At 47.1% G+C, this 22,049-nt stretch carries 11 protein-coding genes; 10 read left to right on the top strand and 1 reads right to left on the bottom strand.

All coding sequences use genetic code 11. The features are described from left to right. The first annotated feature begins 50 nt into the window (after positions 1-50). Genes HPS55_RS03950 through HPS55_RS03960 form a run of 3 tightly spaced genes read left to right on the top strand, consistent with a single transcriptional unit; the run spans position 51 to position 6,633 of the window. On the top strand, positions 51-1,646 hold the full coding sequence (locus HPS55_RS03950) for a fasciclin domain-containing protein (RefSeq protein ID WP_172176354.1): 1,596 nt from the start codon (positions 51-53) through the stop codon (positions 1,644-1,646). A gap of 29 nt (positions 1,647-1,675) precedes the next feature. Then, positions 1,676-4,894 carry a SusC/RagA family TonB-linked outer membrane protein gene (locus tag HPS55_RS03955; RefSeq protein WP_253945828.1) on the top strand — a complete coding sequence of 1,073 codons (3,219 nt, stop codon included), beginning with the start codon at positions 1,676-1,678 and terminating at the stop codon, positions 4,892-4,894. 23 nt (positions 4,895-4,917) lie between these two features. After that, entirely contained in the window at positions 4,918-6,633 is a 1,716-nt protein-coding gene (locus HPS55_RS03960; protein WP_172176352.1) for a RagB/SusD family nutrient uptake outer membrane protein, read from the top strand. A gap of 139 nt (positions 6,634-6,772) precedes the next feature. On the opposite strand, the gene HPS55_RS03965 is transcribed toward HPS55_RS03960, so the two are convergent. After that, positions 6,773-7,690 (bottom strand): Rpn family recombination-promoting nuclease/putative transposase, encoded by a 918-nt coding sequence (locus HPS55_RS03965; RefSeq protein WP_172176350.1) that lies wholly within the window; start codon positions 7,688-7,690, stop codon positions 6,773-6,775. Between the two features lie 1,164 nt (positions 7,691-8,854). On the opposite strand from HPS55_RS03965, the gene HPS55_RS03970 reads away from it, so the two are divergent. The 7 genes from HPS55_RS03970 to HPS55_RS04000 all read left to right on the top strand — a co-directional run bounded on the left by HPS55_RS03970 (position 8,855) and on the right by HPS55_RS04000 (position 21,351). After that, the gene (locus tag HPS55_RS03970; RefSeq protein ID WP_172176348.1) at positions 8,855-10,174 is read left to right on the top strand and encodes a leucine-rich repeat domain-containing protein; all 1,320 of its coding nucleotides are present in this window, start codon (positions 8,855-8,857) and stop codon (positions 10,172-10,174) included. Positions 10,175-10,232: 58 nt separating this feature from the next. Beyond that, the gene (locus tag HPS55_RS03975) at positions 10,233-10,550 is read left to right on the top strand and encodes a hypothetical protein (protein WP_172176346.1); all 318 of its coding nucleotides are present in this window, start codon (positions 10,233-10,235) and stop codon (positions 10,548-10,550) included. Then, positions 10,547-10,942, top strand: coding sequence for a hypothetical protein (locus HPS55_RS03980; protein ID WP_172176344.1), 396 nt, complete (start codon positions 10,547-10,549; stop codon positions 10,940-10,942). The genes HPS55_RS03975 and HPS55_RS03980 overlap by 4 nt, the downstream gene beginning before the upstream one ends. Positions 10,943-11,403: 461 nt before the next feature. Next, positions 11,404-12,972 carry a glycoside hydrolase gene (locus HPS55_RS03985; protein ID WP_172176342.1) on the top strand — a complete coding sequence of 523 codons (1,569 nt, stop codon included), beginning with the start codon at positions 11,404-11,406 and terminating at the stop codon, positions 12,970-12,972. A gap of 976 nt (positions 12,973-13,948) precedes the next feature. After that, complete coding sequence (locus HPS55_RS03990) at positions 13,949-15,739, top strand: Ig-like domain-containing protein (RefSeq protein ID WP_172176340.1); 1,791 nt, start codon at positions 13,949-13,951, stop codon at positions 15,737-15,739. Beyond that, positions 15,736-17,406: a cellulase family glycosylhydrolase gene (locus HPS55_RS03995; RefSeq protein ID WP_172176338.1), complete on the top strand. Its 1,671-nt coding sequence runs from the start codon at positions 15,736-15,738 to the stop codon at positions 17,404-17,406. The genes HPS55_RS03990 and HPS55_RS03995 overlap by 4 nt, the downstream gene beginning before the upstream one ends. Positions 17,407-17,532: 126 nt before the next feature. Next, positions 17,533-21,351: a hybrid sensor histidine kinase/response regulator transcription factor gene (locus tag HPS55_RS04000; RefSeq protein WP_172176336.1), complete on the top strand. Its 3,819-nt coding sequence runs from the start codon at positions 17,533-17,535 to the stop codon at positions 21,349-21,351. The last annotated feature ends 698 nt before the right edge of the window (positions 21,352-22,049 follow it).

Consider the following 22,049-nt stretch of genomic DNA (forward strand, 5'->3'; position numbering starts at 1 on the left):
TTTTAATACAGCCCCCACGGCAAGAAATAAAGAACGAAAATCAACAAATTATGAAAGCAATACATTATATATTAGGCGTAGCCATCTGCTCGATGGCGGCATGTACCGACTGGGATGACCACTATGACGGTGAGTTGGCCGAAGGAGGCAGCATGACACTTTGGGAGCAGATGCAGCAACGCCCTGAGCTGAGTGATTTTTGTGAGGTACTGGAGCATACCAAACTGTTCCGTATGCACAAGAAGACAAATGCCAGCTATGCCGAGATTCTCAATTCAGGTCAGTCGTTTACAGTGATGGCACCTGTAAACGGAACATTCGACAAGCAGGCGTATATAGACCAGACAGCCACAGATAAGGGAGACTCTATTGTCGAGAAGTTTTTTGTGCTGAATCATATCGCACGCTCGGCCAATTCTGTTACATCTGCAGAGAAGAACATCCTGATGATGAACAACAAGAGAGCCTCTCTCAGTCTGGACGGCATCAACAATGTGAAGATAAAGGAAAACAATCTTCATGCAAAGAACGGTATATTGCACATTGTCAGTGAAAAACTTCCTTATTACTATAATCTGTATGAACAGATGACCGACCGTGAGGAGTTCAAGGCTATCGGCGATTTCATACGGTCGTACGACCGCGATGAGTTTGATGAGAACAACAGCGTGCAGAACGGTACTGTCGACGGTGTACCTGTATATATCGATTCTGTGATAATCGAGCGTAACGATTTTCTCAACAATGTGCTCAGGGCCAAACTCACCAGCGAAGACTCCACTTACTGGATGGTGGCGCCCAAAGCTGAAGGCTGGAGAAAAGCTTACGATGAGGCTTGTTCCTATTTCAACTATTCATCGAAAGAGGAGAAGCGCGACTCGCTGCAGCGTCTCTATGCTACATACGCGCTGCTTTTCGACGGTATATACAGCATGACCACCCAGGCCGCTCCAAACGACTCGCTGTGTTCTCTGACATACACGCAGTCCGAACCTCAATACAGCGTATTCCATAAGCCGTTTGAACCCGGAGGTATATTGAGCACAGCCACAGCTACGACGAGTAGCAACGGTATTCTTTATGAGACTGAGGAGTGGCCTTTCACTCCCTTGCAGACTTATTTCCGCGAGTTGGAAATAGAAGGTGAGTATACAAGCTATATCATAAAAGCGGAAAAGTGCACGTATACTTCGCGCCAACTTGATGCAGACAGTATATCGAATGGTGCTTATCTGGATATAGAACCGAGCAGCAACACGGCCAACTGGAGCGTGACGTTCCGTTTGTCAAGCACACTTTCGGCCCGTTATGATGTCTGTGCCATCATTCTGCCACGCTCAATTACAGACCCCAATGCCGAGAAATACACGTCTTGTCAGTTTAAGGCAGAGGTAGGTTACATTGATGCCAACGGCAACAAGAAGACATTCAATTGCGGTAACAAGAAGTTCCACAACGACCCGGTGCGTGTCGACACAGTGGTGCTGGCCGAGGACTTTGAGTTCCCTGTCTGCAATAGATACGACACTGCCAACGATGATATCACACTCAAGTTGACATGCCAGATGACTGCTTCGGAAGGAAAGAAATATACCCGTCCTATTTATATAGACTGCATTTATCTGCGTCCTAAGACTAAAGAGTAGTTTTTTAATTCTTAAACCACAATACAGATATGAACAATCTCATTCAATATATCAGAAAAGCGATGCTGTTCTCTCTCTGCATAGGTAGCTGTACGGTAGTTGCCGCTGCAGAACCAGAAGACGGGAGAAACGTCACTGTGAGCGGTACTGTGACCGATGCTGCCACCGGACTGCCTATTGCCGGTGTGCGTATAGAAGCCTACGGCAATAACCATTATTCGGCAATGACCGATGATAAAGGTAAATACCAGCTGATAATGCCCGATTATGTGACATCCGTCTCCATGATTGTAGATGGTTACAATATCCAGCAGAAAGCCATCGGCACAAATCCTGCAAATACAGATGGACGGCTTTATCCTTCGTCATTCCGGTCTGACTATACCCGTACAACTGAAGCCGGCCGCAAGGCTGTTACAGGAGATTTCAACAATACGGCCGATCTTAGCATCGACAATCTTATCAGCCAGCGCTTGGGCAGCGACGTGCGTTCTGTCTCGCGCGGTGGCAATCTGGGACTTGGAAATGCCATGTTTATGAATGGTCTCAACTCGTTTCAGGCCAACGCACAGCCGCTTATCGTGATCGACGGGGTAGTGATGGACATGCAGTATGGCCGCAGTATGATTCATCAGGGATACTACAACAATCTGCTGGCCAATATCAACGTCAACGATATTGAAGACGTTACCGTGCTCAAGAATGGAACAGCCATCTACGGTGCAAAGGGGGCAAACGGTGTGATACTTATCAACACCAAGCGTAACAAGAGCATGGCCACACGTATAGACGTGAACATCAACGGCACATATAAGATGTTGCCCAAGCTGCCCGATATGATGGGAGCTGAGGACTACAGACTGCTGGCGTCGGAGATGCTTTACAACCAGACCACCGACATATCACGTCTCAACTTTCTCGTAAACGATCCGGACTACTATTATTACAAGCAATATCACAACAACACTGACTGGACCAAGGAAGTCTATCACGACACTTTCGTGCAGAATTACGGTATCAACGTGCAGGGTGGTGACGATGTTGCCAACTATAACCTGTCAGTAGGATACAGTCAGGGCAACAGCACCCAGCGCGGCAATGACTATAGCCGTTTCGATATGCGTCTGAACAGTGACATCAATGTGGTGCGCGGACTGACCATACGTTTTGACGCAGCCTATAGTGATGTTAACCGTAACCTGCTTGACGACGGCACTCCGGACAATATTAGCACCTCGCTTGTCACTTCGACCAGTCTGCTTGGTCTTATCAAGTCTCCTTTCCTGTCGCCTTACGCCTACGATACCGACGGCAATTTGAGCCGTTTCCTGTCACAGGCCGACGACTATCTGGCCAAAGTGCCCAACCTCAATGAGAATGGGAACCCACGTGCCGGAACATCGCTGATCAACCCTAACAGTATTCTCGAGTATGGCGACGGTGAAAACCGCAATCATTTCGGAAACCGTCTTGTGATGCTCTCCATCACTCCGCGATACGAGTTCAACAAGTATCTGTCGCTGAGCGAACACTTCAACTTCACGCTGATAAATACCAATGAGAACTATTATCTGCCTATCAACGGAACACCAAGGTTCAAGGAACCTTCAGTTTCATTGACAGAATATTTCAACAACAAGCTCGGTTCGATGACAGCACGGCAGATAAACATACAGAGCGATACCCGTGTGAACTGGCACAACCGTTACGGAGCACATGCTGTCAATGTTTTCGGAGGAATGCGTTATCTGAGCTACAATTATAAGCTGAATGCACAGAAAGCCTATAATTCCGGTAATGACAAAATTCCTGTGATGTCAAGCGGTCTTGCCATGAAATCTACAGACGGAGCTGATGACAAGAGCCGTGAAATAACATGGTACGGACAAGCCGACTACAATTATGCCGGTAAGTATTATCTTACGGCAAGCCTCTCGGCACAGGCTTCGTCACGTTTCGGAGACGAGGCTGACGGCTTGGATTTGTTCAATACCGTGTGGGGTATATTCCCAGGAGTACAGGCTTCATGGGTGCTCTCAAATGAGAAATGGATGGCAGACGTACCCGGGATTGACTATCTGAAACTCAATGTCGGTTTCGATGTTACAGGTAATGACGACCTTGACTTTACCGCATCGCGTACGTATTTCATTGCAAGGCAGATGTTTAATGCACAAGTGAGCGGAAAACTGATAGGCAACATCGGTAATGATATGCTCAAATGGGAAACAACCAAGCGTCTCACAGCCGGTATGGAAGGCAATTTTTTCGGCAACCGTCTTAACCTGCGCTTCAATTATTTCAAGAGCTGGACATCCGATCTCATAACCCTCCAGCAACTCTCATGGGTGAGCGGATTGCAGGAGAACTGGGGTAATGGAGGAAAACTGCAGAACGAGGGCTTTGATGTGCAGGCCAACATCAAGCTGTTGAATACCAAAGACTGGCAGTGGGAAGGTGGATTCTCTGTCGGACACTACAAGAACAAGGTTACGGCTCTGCCCGGCAACAAGCCTATAGAGACCAAGTTATACGGCGGTACTGTACTGACACAGGTTGGCGGTCCCATCGGACTTTTCTACGGTTACCGTACCAACGGTGTGATAGCCGGCGAGGCTGAGGCTGCCAACGAGGGCCTGTATCAGTTGAGCGGCAACGGCACTCCCGAATACTTTGAAGCCGGTGACATGCGTTTCGTCAGCACCAACGGTGACAAGTGCATTGACGAGAGCGACCGTGTTGTGATAGGCGATCCCAATCCGGATATCTACGGTAACATATTCACCTCATTGCAGTGGAAGAAATGGCGTCTCGATGCAACATTCAACTATTCGTTGGGCAACGATATCTACAATTACCGCCGTTCGGTGCTGGAAAGCGGAAGCATGTTCTACAACCAGACCACAGCCATGCTGAACAGATGGACCACAGAAGGACAGCATACTGACGTGCCACGCGCAAGCTATCAGGACCCCAAAGGCAACGCACGTTTCAGTGACCGTTGGATAGAGGACGGCTCATATCTGAAACTGAAGAACATTACGCTGAGCTACACATTGCCCGTGCAGTCTACCTATCTGCAGGGAATTACAGTGTGGGCCGGCGCAGAGAACCTTTTCACCATCACCCGTTATCTCGGTTCCGATCCTGACTGTATCACTGCCGGATCGCAGTTGCTTCAGGGCATCGACACCGGTCTGTTGGGTAATAGCCGTTCAGTATCGCTGGGTGTGAAGATAAACCTTTAATCATCATTTTAAATCAACGAAATATGAAATATCGCAATATTCTTTTTGCCGTGACTGCCGTGCTGCTCACAGCGTCGTGCGGCGACATGCTCGACACGGATTCGGAGATTGTCGAGTTTGAAGAGAACAATCACCTCAACTCCGTTTCCGATACTGTATACAGCGTGCTCGGCATCATTAACAGGATACAGGTCATCGCCGAGCGCAACGCACTGATAGGCGATGTGCACTCCGATCTCATAGCCACCACCGGAAAGACGTCGACCGACCTCAAAGCCTTGTCCGACTTCACGGCCGGCATCGGCAACCGATATAATCAGGTGAGCGACTATTATGCCGTAATCAATAACTGCAACAACTATCTGGCCAAGGCTGACACAATGCTCACACTGAAAGGCGTGAAGGTGTTCAAGCGCGAATATGTGGCAGTGAAGGTATACCGTGCATGGGCATATCTGCAGGCTGTGCAGCTTTACGGCAAATTGCCGTTCGTGACAGCTCCCGTGTATACTGAAAGTCAGGCGCAGGCTGAGTTGCAGAAGCCGTTTTCAGATATCCACAGTATCTGTAATTCACTTATCGACGATTTGAAGCCCTATGTTGACGAGCGTGTGCCTGTGCTCGGTGGAAATGTCGATCCCAAATACTTCATCCCCATCCGTGTAATGCTTGGTGACCTGTGTCTGTGGGCTAATCGGTATGAGGAAGCTGCCCGGTATTACTATGATTACCTTACTCTGCGTGAGGCTCCGAAAACCGTTGGAACATATCAGATATATTGGGGCAATATAAAGGATTTCAGTCCGGAGAGTAGACCTTATTATAATAACAGCTATAACCTCTTGTTCACTAAATCCAACTCAGAGGTAATATCATGGATTCCGTTGGAGAGCCAGCCTTACTACGGAAACACCAGTCAAGTATACTATCTGTACAACTCCGATGCCACACGCAACAACTATTATGTGGAGTTGTCTCCGTCCAAGGGTATGAGGGAGTTGTTCCGCAAACAGCGCTATACACAGGTATATATCGACAACAACAACAATAGGGACACCCTTAGCGGTCCGGATGTAGACCAAATCCTCAATATGGCTTACACGCAGGGCGATCTGCGTTATACATTCAACATCGTATACACTGAAGGTATCAATAGAGACGAGTATTCGCCTTATTCCACCACAACGCAGAATATCAGGAAGATGACGAACGATGCGTTCATTCTCTATCGTGTGGGTATGGTCTATCTGCGTTTTGCCGAGGCCCTCAACCGGCTCGGATACACTCAGACCGCCATGGCTATCCTGAAGTACGGTCTGTGTGACAAGAATATCAACGACCGTATCGACGAGACCGAGCGTGCGGCAGCAGCACGCTTCCTCGTATGGGATCCCGTCGTATTTACCACGAGCAACAGTATCGGTATACACGAACGTGGTTGCGGATTTGTCGATTGCGACACTATCTCGTACATCATGCCGCAGCCTGCTACAGCTTTGGCCACCCGTCAGGATACTGTCGATTATCAGATTCCGCTTGTAGAGGATATGATAATAGAGGAGATGGCGCTCGAGGGTGCTTACGAAGGCAACCGTTTCTATGATCTTATGCGTGTTGCTCTGCGTCGTGAGGATAATTCTTATCTTGCAGATCGCGTGGCCTTGCGTAATGGAACGGAGGACAATGCCCTGCGTGAACTGCTCAAAAACCGCAGCAATTGGTATCTGCCGTTGAAGTAACACTGCAATTGTGATGTGCTTTTTACCACATCACATTATGTCATAGTGCATCAAATGCTAAAAGAGCCGCGAGACGATTTTATATATGTCTCGCGGCTCTTTCGGTTTGTTTACGTTTTGAAAGGATGAACTTTATTTGTTATAATGACTCCACGTCTTGCTTTGAGAGTCCTGTCATCATGACTATTAAATCCGGGTTCATGCCATGCTGCTTCATGCGTTTCGCCGTTTCCGTAATGGCTTTTTCCATACCTTTCTCCATGCCTTCTTCAAGTCCCTCTGCTCGTCCCTCTGCTCGTCCTTCTGCTCGTCCTTCTGCAAATCCTTCCAGTTTTGCTGTGTCGATAACATCGTTCTGCACCATTATCGCGTCGATGTGCCTGTCATATGCAAGGCGGTCCTGTTTGTTCATAGATATATATTGCAGACGTTTGCTGGCTTCTCCGAGACCGGGAGCAGTAGTGCCATCCTTGATGTGTCCGTTTTTCAGATAGTCGAGCCACTCTTCGAGCGGTGTGGTGGCCACTTTGTTGAACTCGTTCACACGGATAATGAAATATTCCGGGAAAATGTCTTCGGGTGCCTTCATTCGGATGGTATCGCGCTCTTTAGCGTTGACTACGAGTGTGTCGTCAGTATGTACACCACGGAATGTAGTACGACCGTGATAGAGATAGTCGGAGCCTTGTCCGAGATCGAAATAAAGTATGTTGATGGAATAGACTTTCTTCACTTTGTCATACTTCTCACCGAGTGAGATATGTTCCGTTATGGCCTTGGCCACACCGTAGAGTATTCGCTCAAGGTAATACAACTCTCGCGTGAGCTGTATCTCGACAATGATTATCTCGCCTTTGCTGTTGGTAGCCTTGATGTCTACACGGTTGAACTTGTCGTACATATACTCCTGATTGCCTTCGCTCTCGAGTATTTCGGTGATATGTATCTGTTCGTTGAGAAGAACGGTTACAAGTCCTTCGAGCACGCCAAAATTAGCCTTGTCGCGTAGCATGCGCTTGGCGGCCCAGTCGAAACGTATGTATTTGTTGTCGCACATATATTGAATAAATTTCGTTTATACCGAATTAATGCAGCCCACGGTTCTGACAGATTTCATTTGTGATGGAAAGAGGTCGGAAACGGTCATGACCGTCTGGTGTTGTCAAAATGTGTGGCTGTAAAGTGCAAATATAGTATCTTTAGGTGAGACGGCAAAGCGTATCACAAAAAATCTTCTGTATTTTCTGTGTGCCATTTGATGTTTTAGCCCAAACGGATTGTCTGAAAAAATATAACAATTTACTTCGTCGTCCGTTGCAAAAATGTTTTTTGCCACCGACGGGCCGAAAAACGGCAAATTTGCGTCAAAATAGGAAGCGTTGATAATCAGTGTGTTATGCGATTTTGCATTCAATGACACCGTGTAATAAAAGCAGAGAGGCCCTCCCGACCTTGCCGTGGCGGCCTCCCGGCTTTCCAACGAGGCCGTCGCGGAGAGCCAACTACGCCGTAACAGCGATGCCGGGAGGCCCTTACGGCAAAAATCCGATGTCCGAAATGCGTGTCAAGAAAGCAGAGAGAGCCTCCCGGTTTTTCTATTTCGGGAAAAAGGAAATGTGTTTTTTTAAGAATAATCTTTATCTTTTTATTGCTCCATGCCTTGTTAAGGATGAAACGTTTATTGTGGCTGCTGTTTGGACGATAATAATGCAATAGTTTCTGTATATATCTGGGATTGGATTCGGCCGATTGCAGTGCTCGAACCTTTCTTGTTCCAATACCGTTTGGCTGTCATCGGTTATGAAAAAGGATTATGGCGTATCAAGAAATAGCCCTGCCTTTGAAAAGAGATGAAACACGTATATATGCTTATGTCTTAATTTACCTTTTTAGGAGCAAGTTTCCGTAAGAATGTACTCCAATGTTGATTGTATACGGAAATAAAACAATTTGAAACAGATGACAAAGTGTATTAGATATAAATGAACTACTTTTGTCGGCGAATTTCAATACATAAGAAATATAAACTATTAATTACTATAAAATAATGTTTACAGTTAAACCAACTATTTTAAAAAGAATAGTGTTGTTGGCTGCAATTTGGCTGATAACGGGCACTTTGGTTTTCGGTCGTATTACATTTACCGAGAATGGTTTTGAGTGCAAAGTGTTGCCCAGTTCCAATGCTGTGATGATATTGGAATACAAAAACCGAGTGTCTATGTCAGTAGACACAGTGTTTCATATACCGTCGATAATAGTTTATGATGGCAAGACTTTTAAAGTGGAAAGCATAGGCGAAAACGCATTTGCCGGTCTTGCCAGTTTGTGCTCTGTCGTGATAGACGAAGGAGTGGAGGTTATAAATGATAAAGCTTTTAACTGTTGTGTCAATTTACGGTCTGTTCGTATTCCTTCGACATTGACGGAGGTTGGATATGGAGTTTTTTCAGGTTGTCACAGTCTGACGGAGATAATTGTAGACCCGCGTAACAAATATTTGGATTCGCGTGAAAACTCAAATGCCATTATAGATTCAGAGGAGGACAAACTATTAACGGCTTGTTCCGCAACAAGAATACCGAATACGGTAAGGTCAATCGGTGATTATGCTTTTTCGTATTGCAGTGGTATAAAGGAGCTTGTAATACCCGAAGGAGTAGAGACGATAGGGGATTGTGCGTTTCTTGGATGCAGTTCGCTGTGCCGTATATCATTGCCACGGTCTCTCCATGGGATAGGTTATGAAGCATTTGTGGGCTGTAGAGCTTTAGAGGCGTTGTTTATACCGGAGAATGTCACGACAATACATGAAAGTAGTCTTTTTGGTGGGTGCGATAGGCTGACTTACGTTGCAGTGGATGCAGCCAATACCGTGTTCGATTCGCGTTCCGGTTGTAATGGCATTGTCAGAAAAGCCGACTCGTTGCTCATTGCTGCCTGTCCGGGTACTATAGTTGTAGATGGTATTGCCGGACTTGGCAACGAGTGTTTTGGCAGACAGAAAATCCATAATGTCAGTCTGCCGAAGTCTGTTGTCCGTATATCTTCAAGTGCTTTTATGGGTTGTAATGAAATAGAATCCGTTTCTGTAAGTCCGGCCAATCCGTATTACTCGTCTCCTTCAGGTTCAAATGCCATTCTTACCAAAGATGGCAAAAACGTTGTACTTGGATGTCGCAACACGATTATTCCTGAAGGCGTTGTCGAGATATCAGAGAATGCTTTTTCAGGCAGAGTTTCGGATGAGGTGTTACGTTTGCCTGAAGGTTTGCTCACAATAGAACCTTATGCCTTTTCCGGTTGCGACGGTATTTACCAACTCATAATTCCACAATCGGTCACATCAATCGGTGAGGGAGCATTCTGCAGATGCCGCAACCTTGCCGTGGTGCAGATGCTTTGTCCGTTGCAGATAATACGACCTTATACATTCGGCGACTGCAATAATTTGCGTGTAGTCAGCCTGCCGGATGGAGTGGGGAAGATTTGTGATACGGCATTTAAAAATTGCGGGAAATATCAGACTATACGAATATGAAACTGATATTGTCAGGCGCAGAAAATATGGGGATGTCCTCGTCCAATTTAACTTGTCTATGTTAGCATTTGAAATACATATAAATGACCGTGAACCGTTGGTTGTCGCGGCAGAGAATCTTGCTTTTATAAGTTTGAGCTATGGTGTTGGAGTAAAGAATCCGGATTATATTTTAGTGGCAGGGGCAGATGACTCATTCTATTATACTTGGTTTGACGATAAAGTACGGGCCGGAGATAATGTTTTTGTGAGGGTTGTCAATGTCACTAAATCCAATGTTTCATATCCCCAAACAGCCACGGAGCGGAATCGTGACCAAATGAAGCAGGAGTTTGAACGTCTGAAACAAGAACTCAAAGACAAGCACTTGTTATGAAAGGAATTGTTGTTAAAAGTAATATTGCGGGGAAAAAGGATTTTTTTGAAATAGCTATTCCCGATGGTGTTGTTGACGTAATGATTAATTTCGCACGGTATAACGGGGCATATTGGAGTGTTGGAGGTTTGAAGATGCCGGATTGTGTAAATTTGTCATGGACAGGGGGACATCTTGCAGTTGGTGATGAAATACAAGTGGAGTTTGCCGATATTGACAAGATGATACCTCCTGTACATCAGGAAAGCTTCTCTACTATTAAAGAACGTATGGCTGCAGTGGCGGATGAAGATGATGATGTTGTGGATTTGCAACGCAAACTTGAACGTTATTATCGCTTGAAGGCTATATTGGAAGATGAAAAACTGATAGAAGCGAGTGATGAAGATTAAGCATATTTTAATGATAAATCAATTGACAGTTCGCTTGTTGGCGTGGTGGTTAAGTTGTCATATTCAGGCAGAATTGGAATGGAAATAGGTCTCCAAGTTTGTTTTAACGTGATAAACGGAAAGGGCATTGTCCAAGTTTTCCAAATTGGCAAGTTTGTTTGTTGCCAATCCTTAATTTCTTAATAATGCCGTTATACTGCATGAATGCGATTGTCATATAGGAAGCCGGGATATACCATGCTGTCCGTTGCTATTGTTTTTCAAAACGCCTGCTGCTACAAAAAGAAAACAACTTGCGACAAACGGAAAATCCATTATGAAACAAACAATTTACCTTTGCCGAAAACAAGCCGCATTCCGGTATGTCGCTCAAACGGGCTTGGCGGTCTTGCCATAAATTTGCGTTATATTTATAACCGTAAGCAAACTGTAGTACATTCAATAAACATCTATAAGCAAGAATGAAAAGAATAAAGAAAAGACTGATATTGGTAGCTATGCTGTTTGCCGCCGTTCATACACAGGCGCAGGAAACAGTTGTGCGTCCGGAGACTGATCCTACGCTGACCACTCTCCAGCTCACAGTCAACACAACCCGATACCAACGTGTCACAGGATTTGGCGCGGCAGCCTGTTTTGGCCTCATGGAGCCTATACAGGATCCTTCTGTCATTGACAAGCTTTACGGCCCGGACTCGAAAGTGGGACTCAACATCTTGCGAATGGAAATATCTCCCAATATGGTGGGCGATGTGAAAGAGCAGTGGTGGGACACTCCCTACGATTGGCACGGATATCTGCCTGTGACAAAGCGCGCCAAGGAACTCGGGGCCATCGTGTTCGGCACCCCATGGTCGCCACCTGCCATATACAAGACGAACAATAGCGCGAGCGGTGGGCAGGTGACCAATGAGGACGGAACTACAAGCGGTGAGCGTGGCAAACTTAAGACGGAGAACTATAAGGACTTTTTTCCTTGGCTCAACACGTTCCTTACATATATGTCCAACAACGGGGTGAATGTAGATGCCGTGGCTTTGCAGAACGAACCCGACTGGTGGGTATCGTATAGCGGTTGTCTTTATGAACCTGCGGAACTGCATGAGTTGGTGCTTAAGTATGCCAAACGCCTCAACAAGAGCAAATTTGGTGTGAAAATTATAGGAGGCGAGAGCCTGTGCTTTGATACGAGATTCACCGATGCCCTGCTCGACGACCCCGAGACAGCCAAGCACATCGAGATACTTGGCGGCCATATTTACGGCAATCCTCCTTTGAAAAATATGAAGACCGTGGCTACCAAGGGCTTGAGTATGGGCAAGGAGACATGGATGACAGAGCACAGTTTCGATCCGCGTGGCGAGAGGCCTGGTGATGAAAGGGTTATCGATCTGCCTACATGGCATGAGGAACTGCTGTTTGCCGAAGAACTCAACGAGTCGATGCTGGCCAATGCCTCAGCCTATATTTATTGGTATATGATAGCCCATTGGTCGTTCATTGGTTCGGGAGAACAGACATTGCAGCCGGGTAACGAAAAGGGAAAACTGCTCAGACGCGGACTTATCATGTCGCACTTTGCAAAGCATCTTCCGGGTGCTACACGACTCGGCTATTCGTCGTCTGCGGCAGAACGCACCAATGCACCGGTGGAATTCTCTTCGTATATCAAGGGCGACTCGCTCATAGTGCTGGCTATAGACACCCTGCCGCGCGACTATAATCTGAAGATGAAACTGCCGTACAAGGTAAAAGGCGGCAAGCGTATACAGAGTACGGAAGATGCGGTTGTGGCAGAGGCTACACTCGATATCAGTGAGCCGTCGGATGAGCTGACGTTCCGTTTCCCGGGCCGGAGTCTTTCCACCTATATATTTACCATTGACAACGGCACCAATGCCATTGAAACGGTGGAGGCCGAAGAACAAGTGGTACGTGATGACGAAGGATGGTACAACATGAAAGGACAGAGGGTGGAGAATCCGAAAGGCGGAGTGTTTGTACATCGTGGAAAGAAAATTGTTAGATAAAATATTATAAGCCAGACCTGTTAGTCGGATATTGTTGTTCCGATGAACTTTTTAAAGCAAGTCCGCCGGAGGCGGTGACGTTTTCGGCGGATGTTTTGACGGCAATACGGTGACAGAATGTTCAGGATGCTAGTCAGGTAGGGCATTGATTGATGGAGTTAGTAAATTTCATATACAGTTGTTAGTTAGTATTATGTAGTCAGTTTAATGCGGAAGGATACAGTCTGTTGTGTAGACATGCTGTTATTCCCGAAACATATGGATTGGATATGCAGGAAGGTGAAGATTAAAAAGTATGTAGGTGAGTGAAGTCCGTTGGCTGCTGTTGCGGCTTGGCGGGCTTCATTTTTTATTTATTTGATTTGGAATTAATTGTGCTTTGTTTATTGTAGACAGGTATGGGGTAAATATAGTATTCTAAGTTAGTCAACAAAATTAAACTACATTATCGTCCGGATATAGGATGAATGCGCTTTGGATGGATGCGCCCCAACGGGGCAACAAGCACACAGCCCGGGGCAGAGCGCAGCGGCACCCCGGGATTAAAACATTGCCAATCTTCGCGCCCTGAAAGGGCAAAAGCATAAAAATATATGGGATATAAAAGTGTAAGTATTTGATAATGAATGCTTTTGCCCTTTCAGGGCGGATTGGATAATTGAACATGATACCCGGGGTGCCGCTGCGCTCTGCCCCGGGCTGTGTGCTTGTTGCCCCGTTGGGGCGCGTTCTGTCCGTACAATAATGTAGTTTAATTCGATCGGTTAACTTATTTTATAAACGATAGTAAAGATACTCTCCGTTGTCGATTCTTGATTTTCAAATTCTCAATTAATGGAAATGCCGGACTGTCAATGTATGAAACAAATGTAAAACGAACTTAGACGTATTATAAAGTGGTTTCATTGGAAAAATGTTACTTTTGTACTGTTGATGAATAAACAGAATTTAAAACCAATAAACTAATCAACCTCAAATGAAACTACAAGTAAAAGAAGTCTTATTGGCCATGATGCTGGCGGCAGTACCTGTCAGTCTGTTGGCCGACGATATTTCAGTGGGTGGTACTACACGCACTTATCTGAAATATGTGCCCGCCGATTTGGGCGAAAATCGTCCGTTACTCATTTCCTGTCATGGTATGAATCAAGATGCGGCATACCAAAGCGGTATGCTGAAGATTGAGAGCGTGGCCGACACGGCCAAGTTTGTAACGGTTTTTCCGCAGGGCGTAAACAAGGCGTGGGATATCTCCGGGAATACCGATGTCGATTTTGTCAAGGCCATCATCGACAAGATGGCTTCAGACTATAAGATAGACCGCAATCGTGTGTATCTTTCAGGTTTCTCCATGGGTGGCATGTTCACTTATCACTGCATGAACCGGATTGCCGACTATATAGCGGCTTTTGCTCCTATAAGCGGCTATCCGATGGGCGGCATGGAGTTCACAAGTTCACGCCCTGTGCCTATCATTCATACTCATGGCACTGCCGATGATGTTGTTCCTTTCAGCCGTGTACAGAGTTTCATCGACGGTTGGGTGGCCCGTAACCATTGTAATGCTGCGCCAAAGGTGACGCACAACTATCGTGGAGCGGCTCATATCACACGTCATGTTTACGGTTCGGGCGACAATGGTACTGAGGTGGTCTTGATGGAAATGGCCGGTAAGGGCCATTGGATTTCCAATGATAACGGTGTATTGACGGGCGATGAGATATGGCGTTTCTGCAGTCGTTACTCGCTTGACATGAAGGTGCCGCGGGTGAGTCTTTCCGTTCCCGTGTCCGGTACAACCCTATATACCATGGGCACTTCAGTGGGTGAGCATAGTCTGCGTATAGCGGCCAATGCTGTGTCCGACAACAGTGCAATAGCCAAGGTCGCATTCTATGGCGACGGAAAACTGATAGGTGAGGTTACGGAAGCGCCTTACGAAGTGGTATGGACAAAGAAATTTTCCAAAGGACAGCATAGTCTGAAAGTGGTGGCTACCGATGTGGATGGAGGTTCCGCCTATTCTACAGCTTCGCTCTCGTCGTTGATTAAGGTGGGACAGCTCAATCTTTCCGCCGATTTTCTTGCTGGTGGCGTGCCCTCGGGTTGGGTGACATTCGACGGTGAAGAGCGAAGGATTGGCAAGAAGACCAATCTTGCTTCGGGATGTCGTGTGCTTGAGATGACTGGAACTCCGCGTGATTTTGACCTCGGTCTGTATATCCGAAACAAGAACGGGCAGGCCGGTGAAGGCCATGCTGTATATGGCGATGAGACATCGGCGGTCCGCCTGCTGCTTACTCCTGCCAATTATTCATTGGACTATACCGTGTGCAACTGGAATATGGCGGCAGCGTCGCCGGTTACGGTACGTGTGACAAATGCCTCTACCGGTGAGATTGTGGCTACCGAGACGGTGACACCTTCATGCAATATCGGAAATTCAGCCGTCAATGCTTTCAGTGGAGCGTCGGTAAGGTCGCTTGCTTTTTCCCTCGGATCCGATATGCCGGTAAATATTGGTTTTTATACAGCCGATGCACCTTGGGCAGACGCAGTAATAGCCGATGTGAAACTAATCCGCACCGATATTACGGGCATACGTGATGTTGAAGCCGGTGTAACAGGTGATAATGATGCGTTTGATGTCCGTTCTGTGGAGTGTTATGACCTTGGCGGCCGGTCCGTAAATGGGAATTCGCGAGGTGTTACCATTGAAAGGAGGACAGGAAAAGACGGAAGAATAAAAACAATAAAGAGAATATGAGAAAGACTTACATCGTAATTTGGGCTTTAATCATGACTGTAACGGCTTTTGCCCAACCGGAAGGTATGAGACCGTTACACGTTGATGGCAACCAACTGGTGGACGACGAGGGGCAAGTGCATGTATTGCACGGAGTGATGGATACCCCCAGTCCTTATTTTAACAATTATCGGTGGGGAAATGTTTGTAATACATCAACGGTGGGTGCATGCCGTGAATATTTCAACAAACTGTTCACCGCCATCACCGACAATGGACAGGGCGCCTATTGCAATCTTTTCCGCTTGCACCTTGACCCTTGCTGGACCAACGATCCCAATCTGCCGAGCGACGGCAAGGAAAGTGGAGAGGCCGATATATCGCGTTTCAGCGAACAGCGTCTGACCACTCTTATGTCCACTCTTTATTTTCCGATAGCCCGCTCAGCCATCAACAAGGGATTGTATGTCATCATGCGTCCGCCCGGAGTATGCCCGCAAAACTTAAGGGTAGGCGATTACTATCAGGACTATCTTGTAAAGGTGTGGGATATCGTTACGAAGAATGCCAATGTCCGTAAGGACAGCTATTCGGGCTATCTGAGTATAGAGTTGGCCAATGAGCCTGTCAATGTGGCCAATGCTGACGGCAGTGTGACCGACAATACCCTGCGTGATTATTTTCAGCCGGTGGTGGACAAGATTCGTGAAAACGGTTTCAAGGGCATCATCTGGGTACCGGGAAGCGGATGGCAGAGCAATTACAGGTCATATGCCAATATGCCCGTGATCGACCCGCTTGACAATTTCGGATATGCAGTTCATGACTATCCCGGATGGTATAGCAGTAGCGACGACAATCCTAATTATCAGTATGTATGTGCGAAGTTTAAGGAAAGTGTGCCTGTGGTGATGGACAAACCGATAGTAATCACCGAGGTGGACTGGAGTCCGGAGGTGGAAGGCAAGGGACACTACAATGAACATGGAGATTGGGTGCCGGGCAACATGGGAACATGGGCCACAGCAACGACCTCGTTGTGGGGGCGCGGATTCAAGGCTATGAAGGATTATTTCGGCAATATATCGATGACCCTTTCGGGTACATCGTGCTATATTGATATTGATACATATATAAGAGAGGGTAGGGTGGTTCCCGCTTTCAATGGTGACAGTGAGGCTTGTGCCAAGGCTTGTTTCGAATGGTATGCCGATTATGCCTCGCGTCTGCCCATCATTCAGGACGGACTGAAAGAGCTGGCCTCGCCTGTAGAGACTCTCGTCATGACTCCTGGAGAGAAGGCCAAGCTGACTGTAGATTTCGTATGTAACAACGGTAGTCGTTGGGATGTGGCTTTGTTATGCCGCAATGCCGTTATGAACACTAACATAGCCAGAATCAGCGGTGACAGCATCAGTGCCCTGAAGGAGGGGAAGACGGAGTTGCGCTTTTCTCTGACCGACAAGAATGGTACGACAAAGATGTTGAAACTACCGTTGACAGTGACTTCGACAGATGCAATCCACGGTGTTTCCGATGGCTCGCCGTCGACTGTATCTGTGTCCGAATTTGCCATTGATGGCAGAAAGCGTACGGCTTCAGGAACAGGATTAACAATTAGAATAGAAAAAAAGGAGGACGGAACGTATCGTATTATCAAAAAATATAGTAAATTTGCCAAAGAATAGCAAGTTTACCTAATGAAACGGATTATATTATATATAATATCTATGGCTTTACTCGGTCTTCCTGTTTCAGTTTCAGGTAAGACCGGGTATTTTTTTACGTCTGTAACCGACCAGTTGACGAGCAGTATGATTCAGAATGTCCTTCAGGACAGTCGTGGACAGATGTGGATAGCAACGGAGTTTGGACTGAACAGGTTCGACGGCTATCTCTTTACATCCTATTTCAACAATCTTGACAACAAGGGATCTCTTTGTTTCAACTCGGCCACCACCCTGTTCAACGATAGCGAAGGCCGTCTGTGGGTGGGTACGGTGAAAGGTCTTGACCGCTATGATCCTGCTACTGACAGTTTTATACATTATCCTTCGGGCACAGACCAGCAGCCCCGTGTGAACTGTATAATGCAGTTGCGCGACGGACGTCTGCTTGTGGGTACGGCCGGTTACGGACTGATGGTTGCCGATCATGAAGAGCAGAAACTTCTGCCGGTGACCGGTCTTACGATACCGGATGAAGACGGTTATTGGGTACGCATGATGGAAGACAGCCAGGGCAATCTGTGGAAGAGCGGCATTGGCAAGGTGGTGACGGTGAAGAATCTGAAAAAAGATTCTGCACCGCGCAAGCTGGTTTCCTCGAAAGGCATTGTTATGGATTTCATAGAGCGTGACGGAGAGATATATCTTGTCTGTCAGCGCGGTATATTGGCATACAGGGACGGTGCGCTTACGGATGCCGGCATCGACATGTCTGAATTTGGCAATCATGAGTTGTTGTTGAACAAAGGTTTCATTGACAGTAAAGGCGCTATATACATCGGTACTCGTGGTAATGGACTTTTCCGCATCAAGCCCGGGGGCAAACGGTTGGAGCGTGTCACTTTCCAATCGTTGCAGATAGATCTGGACAAGGCAAAGATCGTAAGCATAGCCGAGGACAACCATCATAACCTGTGGGTCGGTTGTCAGTCGAAGGGCCTTGTGGTCATTCCGGCACAGCAGCCTCAGTTTGAATCCTTCAGTTTTGCCATGCAGAACCGTCGTTTCGGCACTTCTGTATCGTCGGTGTGTGAGGGTGATGATGGCATAATATGGTGTACGGTGCAGGGCAACGGAGTGTTTGGTTTCGATGCCGAAGGCACTGTGGTCGCTCATCCCAAGTGTCCGGCCGATGTGGAGTTCATTTATCGCGACTGTAACCGTGATTATTGGCTCGGTACGGACAATGTGCTCTATCGTTACAATCCTCTCACGGGAAATGCGGAGTCGGTATTTACGTATGACTGTGACCGTATGAACGACATGACCGTAGACAAATATGGCAATATTTACGTGAGCACATTCGCCGACGGACTGTGCATCCGTCATGCATCCACCGGAAAGTGGAAGAACTATAATTTCTCAAAACGCGATTCCAAGAAAGGCTATATCGGCAACAACTGGGTGATGAGCCTTATGCCGGACAGTCATGGATACGTATGGATTGCAACATCATCGGGAGTTTCGGTATACGACCCGCGAACTGACGGTTTCAACTCACAGGGATGGCACAAACTGCTCAATGGTGTGATGTGTCTGTCGCTTTGTGAGACACGCGAAGGCAATATACTTATCGGTACCAACTGTGGCCTTTATCTCTATGACCGGAAAACGAAAAAAGCCGGATTGTTTGAAGGAGGAGAGTTGCTTGAAGGAAAGTCGGTGGCGTATATCGTTCAGGATAACAGCGGCGACATATGGTGTGCCACCTCGTTCGGTATATGGCAGTGGCAGGCATCCAAGCGTCAGTTTATCAGTTATGTGAGCGGCAACGGACTTGCACAAAAAGAATATGTCAACTGTGTTGGACTGCACACCGGTTCGGACATGATTTATTTCGCAACAAACAATGGTATCACTGCGTTTCTGCCTGCGGATGTAAGAAATACGGCAGCTCATGTAGATTCTTTGCAGCTTACGGCTTTCCAGCTTGGCAGTGTTCCGGTGAACACCACGACACTTTCCAACGGTTCTCAGGTCACCGATACAGAAGTGATGTTCTCACGTCATTTTACCATCTCGTATATGGACAACACATTCTCTATGTGTTTCTCGCAACTTAATTTCTGCAATCCCGAGAATATCGTCATCGAATACCGTCTCAATGGCAGCAACGTGTGGACGCGCAATCGTGAGGGAAACAATACCATCACGTTCAATCATCTCCAGCCGGGTTACTATACCATTGATGTGCGCGCGCTTTCCTACGGATCATATTCACCTGTCACTACTCTTACCGTGACCGTGCTACCGCCGTGGTATCGTTCGACTGTTGCAATTCTGTTATACATCATTACAGTTTTATTGTTGGCATGTTATATATTTATGACCTATGCCCGTCGTAGACGCGAGCAGCTTGATGAAGAGAAGATGAAGTTCCTTATCAATGCGACTCATGACATACGTTCGCCGCTGACGCTGATTCTCAGTCCGTTGCATAAGTTGCAGAAACGTGAGCTCGGAGAGGATGTGTCGCATGAACTGACAACCATAGAACGTAACGTGCAGCGTATCCTGACGCTTGTGAACCAGATTCTCGATGTGCGCAAGATCGACAAGCAACAGATGCATTTGAAGTGCAGGGAAGTGGATATGGTGCGGTTTGTCAACGGAGTGTTCAAAATGTATGAATACATGGCCAAAGACCGTGGCATAACCTATCATTTCAACCATCGTATGGAACGTCTGCCGGTTTGGGTGGACACAGTGAACTTCGACAAGGTTGTGTCCAATCTGCTTTCCAACGCTTTCAAGTACACCCCGGATGGAGGGAAAATAGAAGTAAATGTAGTCGATGGTGACGGAAAGTGGGCTGTCATAGAGGTTATAGACAATGGTATCGGACTTGGTGCTGACGGGGGAAAACGCATTTTCGACCGTTTCTACCAAGGGGAGAACACTCGCCGCGAAGGTGTGGCTGGCACTGGTATAGGGTTGAATCTTTGCAAGATGGTTGTGGACATGCATCATGGAATCATCACGGCCGAAAACAGGAAAGACACTCAAGGCAGTGTATTCACTGTGAAAGTTCCGCTTGGAACGGCTCACCTGTCGGCAGAAGAGATGGAGCGGGCACCGGCAAGGCCGGCAAAGAAACCGACCGGTGAGAAGAGTCAGACGCAGAAGTGCACATGGCGTGTGCTTGTGGTCGACGACGACGAGGAAATAGGACAGTACATATGTTCCGAACTGGCTCATTTCTATCGTTTTGGCGTTTGTCGTAACGGTCGCGATGCCATCAAGGAGTTGCTTTCCAATCCTTACGATGTCGTGGTGAGCGATGTCATGATGCCCGAGATGGACGGATTCTCTCTTCTGCGTCTTGTCAAGACCAATGTCAATCTTAACCATATTCCTGTCATCCTGCTCACCTCCAAGAACGATGTGGGCAACCGTTTGGAGGGTCTTGAAAAGGGTGCCGATGCATATATGACCAAACCCTTTGACATAGAGGAACTTCACGGCACGATAGACAACCTCATGGCAAAGGCCCTGTTGTTGAAAGGCAAGTTCTCCGGTATGCAACAACAGAAGGACAAGGTGCAGGACGTGACTGTGAAAGGTAACGACGAGGCACTGATGGAGCGGATAATGAAAGTCATCAACAAGAATATGGGCAACAGCGACTTCAACGTCGATATGTTGGCAGAGGAAGTGGGTATATCCAGAGCACAGTTGCACCGCAAGATGAAAGAGCTTACGGGTATTCCGGCCAGTGAGTTCCTGCGCAACATCCGTCTTGAGCAGGCTGCCCGTCTGCTGAAAGAGCGGCGCGTCAATGTCACGCAAGTGGCCTATGCGGTGGGATTCAGTAATCTCGCACATTTCTCTACCGTTTTCCGCAAACATTTCGGCATGTCTCCAACGGAGTATACTGAGAGGAATGTGGGGGAGAGCCCCCTATAATCCCCCAAAGGGGGATGCTGGATGCATAGCGTATTTTTCTTTACAAAACACTTCGTCGTTCGTCACAAAATCGCGTTTTTCCGGCAAGAGCCCGAAAAACGCGATTTTTTTGCGAAAATAGGATGAGCTGATAATCAGTGGGTTACGTTCATAAGGCCGCAATATGACCGTGTAAAGAAAGCAGAGAGGCCCTCTCGACCTTGCCGTAAGGGCCTCCCGGCTTTCCCGCGAGGCCGCCGCGGGAAGACAACTACGCCGTAATGGGAACCTCGGGAGGCCCTTACGGCAAGACTTTGGTACCCGAAATGTGTGTCAAAAAAGCAGAGAGGGCCTCGCGGCTTTTCTATTTCACGGAAAAAGAAGTGCGAAAAATTAAGAAAATAGCGGACAGCCCCTATAATCCCCCCCCCCAAAAAAAAAGGGGGATATCAAATGCACAGGATATAACAATGCCACGCAAGTAGTTGGGACGTACACATCACCGATTTTGGTTACTATTCGTTTTGCCATACTTTCTTTTTATTTCACCCGCACAAGTTGGCCGTCATCGAATCCCACCGTAACCACTCTGCCTGCAAAAACAGAGGTGTTCGCGTTGGCTGATGTACCGAGATAATCGGACACTATTTTCACTATCATATCCTGAAACTCCTGCCACTCCATAGCCTTTATGCCGGGGCCTGACAATTCCAGATACT

Origin of the sequence: Xylanibacter rodentium, assembly GCF_013166575.1 — a bacterium.
GTDB classification, from domain to species: domain Bacteria; phylum Bacteroidota; class Bacteroidia; order Bacteroidales; family Bacteroidaceae; genus Prevotella; species Prevotella rodentium.